General features: G+C 41.4%; 8 protein-coding genes. All 8 read right to left on the bottom strand.

Features of this window, described 5'->3' with window-relative positions; translation table 11 throughout:
* Positions 1–164 precede the first annotated feature (164 nt).
* On the bottom strand, positions 165–302 hold the full coding sequence (locus HPT30_RS00980; RefSeq protein WP_175369690.1) for a hypothetical protein: 138 nt from the start codon (positions 300–302) through the stop codon (positions 165–167).
* Between the two features lie 470 nt (positions 303–772).
* The gene (locus tag HPT30_RS00975; RefSeq protein ID WP_175369689.1) at positions 773–1618 is read right to left on the bottom strand and encodes a S41 family peptidase; all 846 of its coding nucleotides are present in this window, start codon (positions 1616–1618) and stop codon (positions 773–775) included.
* 16 nt (positions 1619–1634) lie between these two features.
* Positions 1635–2309, bottom strand: a complete 675-nt coding sequence (locus tag HPT30_RS00970) for a hypothetical protein (RefSeq protein ID WP_175369688.1) — start codon at positions 2307–2309, stop codon at positions 1635–1637.
* Between the two features lie 4 nt (positions 2310–2313).
* A complete protein-coding gene (locus tag HPT30_RS00965) occupies positions 2314–2673 on the bottom strand; it encodes a hypothetical protein (protein WP_175369687.1) in 360 nt (119 codons plus the stop codon).
* Between the two features lie 272 nt (positions 2674–2945).
* The gene (locus HPT30_RS00960; protein ID WP_175369686.1) at positions 2946–3875 is read right to left on the bottom strand and encodes an ABC transporter ATP-binding protein; all 930 of its coding nucleotides are present in this window, start codon (positions 3873–3875) and stop codon (positions 2946–2948) included.
* Complete coding sequence (locus HPT30_RS00955) at positions 3866–4963, bottom strand: radical SAM/SPASM domain-containing protein (RefSeq protein WP_175369685.1); 1098 nt, start codon at positions 4961–4963, stop codon at positions 3866–3868. The genes HPT30_RS00960 and HPT30_RS00955 overlap by 10 nt, the downstream gene beginning before the upstream one ends.
* The gene (locus HPT30_RS00950; RefSeq protein ID WP_175369684.1) at positions 4956–6377 is read right to left on the bottom strand and encodes a radical SAM protein; all 1422 of its coding nucleotides are present in this window, start codon (positions 6375–6377) and stop codon (positions 4956–4958) included. The genes HPT30_RS00955 and HPT30_RS00950 overlap by 8 nt, the downstream gene beginning before the upstream one ends.
* A gap of 569 nt (positions 6378–6946) precedes the next feature.
* Complete coding sequence (locus HPT30_RS00945; protein WP_175369683.1) at positions 6947–7153, bottom strand: hypothetical protein; 207 nt, start codon at positions 7151–7153, stop codon at positions 6947–6949.
* Between the last annotated feature and the right edge of the window lie 415 nt (positions 7154–7568).

Raw genomic sequence — 7568 nt, 5'->3', positions numbered from 1 at the left:
CCCTTTTGGAGATGGATTACGTCGCGTACGTAAGCAAGTCCAGCGGGATCGCCTACGGTTTGTCTACGAATCTGCCCAAAAGGGCATTTCATTTCAAGCTGTCTGTGAACGATTCAAAATTGTATAGTCTTTTAATGGTATTTTCTGTATTCAATTTTGCTCATTTATAGATGTTTAGTCATCGTTCCAAACGTCCGAATCTCACTGTGGACCTCAACGATAGTCTCCGTCGACATCACACAAACGACGATCGTCTCTTGGTGAACATCCATTCCTGCACAACGTTCGAGTAACACTTCCATTCTTATATGTCCTCCAAAACCGAATTGCATGACGGCGGATGAATTCGAGCTTAAGCATTTCTCTGTTCGCGGTTCTCTGAATGAGCATTCAGAGCCAGCATAGGTTTGTGCACAGAACTCATCCTGGGCAGTTTATTTTCCGGGGTTATACCACCATAAAAAAGAACGTGTTTTGCGTCATGTATTAACAGTATAGGAAGTAGGCACATTCACTAAACTCACGCTATTTTCATACTAGGTTTGCGAACGAGGTGTCATGAATGTTTATTTAGCTTCTGATATATCTGATCTTATTACAAAAGCATATTCTTGCTGCTGATCCCTGGACGTAGTGGTTAAGAGGAACCCTCTTAAGAGATTCACTTCTTCTTTTTGTTGGCTCCACCAAAGAAACCAAAGGAAACCACTAATGCAATAATAATCGGCAACCATAGCGAGTAGTCCATATTGACTCACCTTCTTCTATTAATCTATGCCCGTTCCCCGACCGGGGCCTCTGCATGAACAAGGTCAGCGATACGCCGGTAATAGTCATCTTCCGATGAGAATGACAATTCCGCCGGGTTATCCTTCTTTAAATACGCCCGAAGCTCATTTGTATTGCCACCTTCCACTGTCCAGAAAAAAGCTGAAATGCTAAACAGCCATTTTTTTCTTTTGTAATCAAAGGTTCTTTGTCCAATATTTTTACCTGCCGTATTGTTGCCTATCACCGTTGCTTCCTCCAGATGCTTCCTCAGCGTCAATGCCAATATTTCCCCGCAGCTAACCGTATTTCCATTGACCCAAATAAAGATCCGTTGAAAAGAGAATCGGCTTTCGTCGGACAGGTACATTTCCTTTTTTCCCGGATAACGTAATTCTACGATTTCGCAAGAAGGGAGTAGCAGTCTGGATGTTTTAACGCATTCCTCCAGTATGCCTCCTGTATGATTACGCAAATCAAGAATCAAGCATCTATAGTTGCTGTGACATTGCAGAATATCCTTGATCTTCCCGGAAACGCCATTATTAAAAAAAGGAATCTTAATGTAGATAAATTCGTTGAATTTTATATCATAGTTAACATCGAGGGCCCTTTTTCTCTTCATCGGATAACCCTTACCAAACCGGAAACAGGTATACGGCAGCCCCTTGGTCTCTTCAATGAAAGCGAAAAGGTGTGCCGGGGAAATCATGAAGCGGCCTAACAGATCCCTCTTTTTCTGGGTATATCGTTCGTCCTGGATTAATTCCAGCTCGTTTTCTTCATAGAGCTTCAAATACTGTCTCACTATTTTTTTGCTAATACAGAACGACGAAGAGAAGATCAGCATCTTCCTCTCATCTCCTCTACTCTTCTATGATATTCGTATTGTTGTATACCGTTACTAATTTCTGTGTGTTCATAAGCAACTTCTCTTTGCTGGAATGTAACATGATTATAAAGGAGAATCCAAAAATGAAAAAAGCGATGGTTATAATCATCCAGGTATGATCCAGATAAGCTTCTGCCTTTGAACCCATTAGCAATAACAGAAAGGGACCGGCAAGATTGATTATGGCAAATACCGAGGCAATCAACTGTTTGGTATAGCTGTAGTCCGCATAATGACAATTTGAAGCACCGAGAAAAGCAAAACAAAGCGTGAGATAAGCAGCAAACTGCGTCATGCCTTCTACGCTTAACGGGATGCTCATGAAACCTATCAAATTCATTACCGTTAACAACAGGATGGAGTAAAGATAACCGGTAGCTATAATGAAAATGAGATTCCACAGCCAGACCTTTCGGATTGTGATAGGTGTCGCCAGGATCGATTCACTGCTGATCACATTTTCCATCGAAAAATGAATAACACTGCTGAATAACGTAAATGTTGCCGGAAAGAGCACCAGAATCATTTCTTCGCTCAAACCAGACTGTTTCAGTACAAACAAGTATCCTACAGGAAGCAGCAAGAACACGATCCCTCGTATTTTCTGTTGCTTCAGCGTCTGAAATGACTTCCATAATAGAGCATTCATAAGATTATAAACACCTCATTATTAGTTTCTCTTTACTGACCCGTTTAAGGAACACCGTTGATATTGCGTAGATTATAACTATGGAGAGCGATATAATGGCCGCAGATCTGGTGAAGTCCCATATACGGATTGCCATGAATCCGTTTAAAATCAGTCCCTGACCAATAATAATACCGATTCTGGTTTTCTTCCCGAATGCCCATGCCAATACGCCTATAAGCTTACTCAACGAATATTGGAGCACCAGAAGCAATACCAGGAGCAGTGCTTCCTTCCACATCAGTTTTTTGGGAATTACGCCGTTGTTGTAGGACATAACCAGATACACCGGAAGGATGGCCATTACGAGAATGACTGATTTCATAAAGACGAATCTGCCTTTTGCCCGGAGAACTTGAACGACATTAAGCGGAGTGGCTAATATCGTTTCGATAGACGGTATTAAGTCGTAGAAGTAGATGTCATTTTGCGAAAGGACGGAAAACAAGAAAGTGGTATAAATAAAGAAAGAGAAGACTGTAAGGTCTTCAAATTTCCAAGCCAACACCAATACGGTAAAGATAAGCTGCATGGCTATGGATCTGTATAAGTGCCGTTGCCGTCTGAATTCCCGCCAATATACTACCCTTAAATCATTCATACATGAATAACATCTTCGTTAATAATTTCTTGATACAATTCCTCTAAACCATCATTGGCTTTTCTGAATTGCTCATACTTCACATGATGGCTGCTTAACCACTCCAGAATATCAATGTCGGAATGGCCCACTGTGATTACGGCTTCGCGCTCATTTTTAATGATCCAGCTGATCCCGATTTCCGGCTGTATTTGATGTAAATCATTGATAACCTCTTTGCCTCCAATTAAATAGTTGTTTTGCGTATAAGCTTCACGAATTTCGTCGTACGTTCCGGACCGAATGATTTTGCCCTTCTTAATAAATGCGATATGCGTGCACACTTTCTCAAGCTCATTTAAATCATGCGAATTGATTAGGACTGTTACACCGTTCTTCTTACAGTTCAACAAGAAGTTCCGGAGCGTAATCTGCCCCTCCAAATCGAGCCCCCGTGATGGTTCATCTAAAAGGATAATTTCGGGATTGTTAACCACCGCCCGAGCGAGAACAAGCCGCTGCCTCATTCCCCGGGAAAATGTGGTGGTTGAACTGTATCTTTTGTCGTATAGATCAAAATCCTGCAACACCTGCCCGATCCGGCGATGACGATCTGCCTTCTTGGCCTTGGGGTTATAAATCCGGTCAAAGAATTCAATGTTCTCCCAGGCCGTCAAGTCCTTGAATAAGCCGATATTATCGAAAAGAAAGCCGATCTTTTTTTTTTCCTGGTCAAAACGGCGGTCCGTCACATAGATCCCGTTGATCGAAATGTCTCCGCTCATCGCCTCATATAAGTTCATGATTAACCGGACAAGCGTTGTTTTGCCGGCACCATTGGGACCAACCAATGCGAAGATTTGCCCTTTGCCGATCTGAAGACTAACATCATCAAGAACCATATGCTGGCCCAGCTTTTTACTGACGTTGCTTACTTTTATAACCATGTAGCTTCCTCCAAACTGTACGTGCAGTTCTCTTCCGTATTTAGAAATCTGCAGGCATTGCAGGAATACCTGAACTCGCATCCCTGGCACTTAAGTTGATGATCCCGTGCATCTACATTCTGCTTCCAATAGTCGCTAACGAGTATTTTAATAGCCTGGGATAAAGAGTCTCTCCTCAAATTCAGCACAGGCGTTTGGCTTCCCAGGCATGGATATACATCGCCTACATGTGAAATAGCAATTTTACCATTGAGGCATGCATCCGAAAGCTTTCTGGAATAGAAGCTGTTCATATTCGGTTTCACCAAACGCTCTTTGACAATAAGCGGCTTATGAATCGTTGTCTTCATCATCTTCCATTCCGGGCCAGCAATCTGTTTAACTTCATTGTATAGCTGATCTTCGACTAATAAGGTGACCTGATTTTTAACCTTGTAGTAATTATGGATAATGGTTTTAAGATTTGGCTTATGGGTTACAGAGATCTGAACGCCCAGTTTAGAATGAATGCTTTTAGGCGGAATCATGCCGTTGGTATGGAGATTTGTTGCTAGCCCCAGTTGCTGCGATAAATCGATCAACTCATAAATATAGGGGTATTGCATGACCTCTCCGCCAGTAAACAACACTGTTGTTGTCCCGAAAAATGCCAGATCAGTCAGGATATTCCGCCAATGTTCATAAGTTAAGGTCTCTTCACCGTTATGCTCGAATTGTTTACACACAGGGCAAAAAGAGTCTTTGCAAAATGAACAATCCAAGTTACATTGATTCGTTACATGAAGCACGGCCATATGAATGCGCGGAGCATCCTGCCATAGCTTTTTTTGACTAAAGCTGTTTATCGGCCTCATTTTATCAATATAGATTTTACGATTGGAAAAGAAGCCGAAATCCATTTCCGCCAGCTTTTCAAATAGAGGTTCATGGGGATCAACGGGCTGATTGGCTTCCGCATCCTCCATCTTCCTGGTATTCAATTCATTGAGCCATACCATCTCTTCCTTCAAAAGATGGCACAATACAGACCTCTTCTTACCCGTCACTAAAAAACATTCGGAATACAGTCGGAAATATGAATTACTCAAGAACAACCCCTACCTTTTCATAAATAGTTTTATAGTAATCGATTGTAATTTCCTCGAATAATGTAGGATTGGTCTCAAGTACATTGATAAAATCAATTAACATCGATTTCACATGAGTTTCGATGTTGTCACACATGGAATCTTTCTTCTCAAATTCATGATCTGTCGCGCATTGCTGAAAACAGATATTACAGAACCTTGTTACATTACATTCGGTGCAGTTGCCGCACACCTTGTTTTTGAAGTTGTTGATGATTTCAGCAATTTTGCCATAATCAATACCATCTTCAATATTGCCAATGGCATAATAGGTATTTATTTTCTCGCACATATGAAAATTCCCGTCAATGGTTACATAAATCTTCTCTCCGGGAATGCAAGAGGCCGTGACAGGGAGCATATGGGGGCGCTTTTCATTCATCATAGGATGGAAGGCCAATTCCGAATAATTCAGCCCGACAAGGGAATATAAGAACGAGTCCTTTTTGATTTGGTTCCTTGCCGTGAGGTTCAAAAACAACTCTTTCATGGAAGTAAGATTTTCGAAGAATGTTTGTACATCGTCATGTGCAAATTGCTCATAATAGGTAGTATTGTTCGCATCAACCGAAGCCAACCTAGCTAAAAACAAGTCTTCGCCGTCGAAAAATTCCATGAGCTGAAACATATCCGTTTTGAAGTCATAACAAGAGCTTATGGCAAATTTGTTATACCCTTTATGATTGGTCCTGAACGTCTGCAGGTTCTTCATAATTTCATCGAAGCTTCCCGTTCCGTCAGCCTTCAACCGGTTACGGTCATGATTTTCTTTGTAACCGTCCAGACTAACAATAATGGAGAAGTCATGCTTCGTAAGAAAATTTTGACTTTCCTCTGTAAATTGGATACCATTAGTCGTAATATTATATTGAATGCCTTCATATTCTCCGTATGTTAGTTTAATGTATTCCACAATTTCTTTGATTAGACGCAGGTTTAATAAAGGTTCGCCCCCATAGAATCCAATAACAGGACTACGCGTTGGGTTTCGGCGATGAATCTCTTTAAAGTTAGAGAAATAGTAGTCTACCGCTTGTTTGGCAACGGCGAATGTCATATGCTTGTTTTCATAACTCTTCGTAAATTGATAGTGATCAGAATAAATACAATACTTGCAGCGCAAGTTGCAAAAAGACGTTACTTCCAAAAGCAACTGCTTGAAACCATTAGCTTCTTTGCATAAATAATCTTCAATATCCTGTTGGTCAGCATCTCTGTTTATGTACAGCCCCATGTTGGCCCTGTCCGAAGCCAAGCTCTGAAACTGGTCACCGAGCAAGGAACAATCGACCTGCTCAGACGGGAAGATTTGACCTGTGAGATCGTCATAATAATATTCCGTTCCTTGCTTGCTTACGAAATGAACACCTTTCATTTGAACACCGCTTTCTGTGAAGGTTTACAGATACCTGGAAACTCCTGCGTCTCTGCCCAATGAGCGTTAGTATTCGATATGTAGAATGGAATCAGGCGGAAACACAGGAGCTGGCAGTGTGAAAAATTAATTAGGACGATACCCCTATTGCAACCGCGGATGCTGTGGCTGGTGCTCCAACTTCAACAGCTACAGCAGCGGTGGCAGCTTGACCTACAATTGGAATGACACAGGCAAGGCACGAAGCACACCATAAGCAAGCGGCACAAACTGCGCATCCCCAACATGCAGCAGTTTCTTGCTCTTCTCCGACAAAAATATTCTCCATTGTTCTCACCTCCTTTCACATATCGTGAATTTAATCACATTATTTAATGCAGATATATTCCATTAAATGGGTTTTAATGGCTATATTATCTTTAAATTAAGCTGTGAAGTAAAACTTTTTTTGCACGAAAATGCTTTTTTTGCACAAAAGCTTCTTCACATGTTCTTTCGGTACGAGACAGATGATATCGGAATTGGACAACTGAAAGAAATCCCCTTTAATCGCTTTGACATGGTACAGATTAATCAAGTAAGTTTGATACCACCACAAAATTGCTGCTGTTCATCAGTTCTTTATAATGCATGAGCGTATAATGCAGCAATTCATAGTTTCCCTGCACAGTGACCAGAACAACTCTGCGGTTTATTTTGACGCATTGAATGATGTCCTGTTCTCTGACATGAATATAGTCATAATCGTGTTCATCCAGTATTTTGAAATGGAGCAAATCCTTCTCCGCAAGCTATGACTGATGATGGCCTACAAGACTGCAAATTGCCTCATTCACATCCAGGCCCAGACGGCTCCTTACAACCCACCGGAATGCATCATATTTGTAGCCCCTCGGCAGCCGGTTCAGTCGATTCCGCTATAAATATCAGAATGCATACCCGATGGATCTCTCTTAATTTGCGGGCCGCCAAGAAGCATCAGACTTCACCCTGATTCACATTCAGAAAAATACTAGTATAGTTATAAATGAGCAAAATCGAATACAGAAAAAACTATTAAAAGGCTATATAATTTTGAATCGTTCACAGACAGCTTGAAATGAAATGCCCTTTTGGGCAGATTCGTAGACAAACCGTAGGCGATCCCGCTGGACTTGCTTACGTACGCGACGTAATCCATCTCCAAAAGGG

Origin of the sequence: Paenibacillus agri (assembly GCF_013359945.1) — a bacterium.
Classification (GTDB): Bacteria; Bacillota; Bacilli; order Paenibacillales; family Paenibacillaceae; genus Paenibacillus_AQ; species Paenibacillus_AQ agri.
This window is presented reverse-complemented; position numbering and strand designations above follow the sequence as displayed.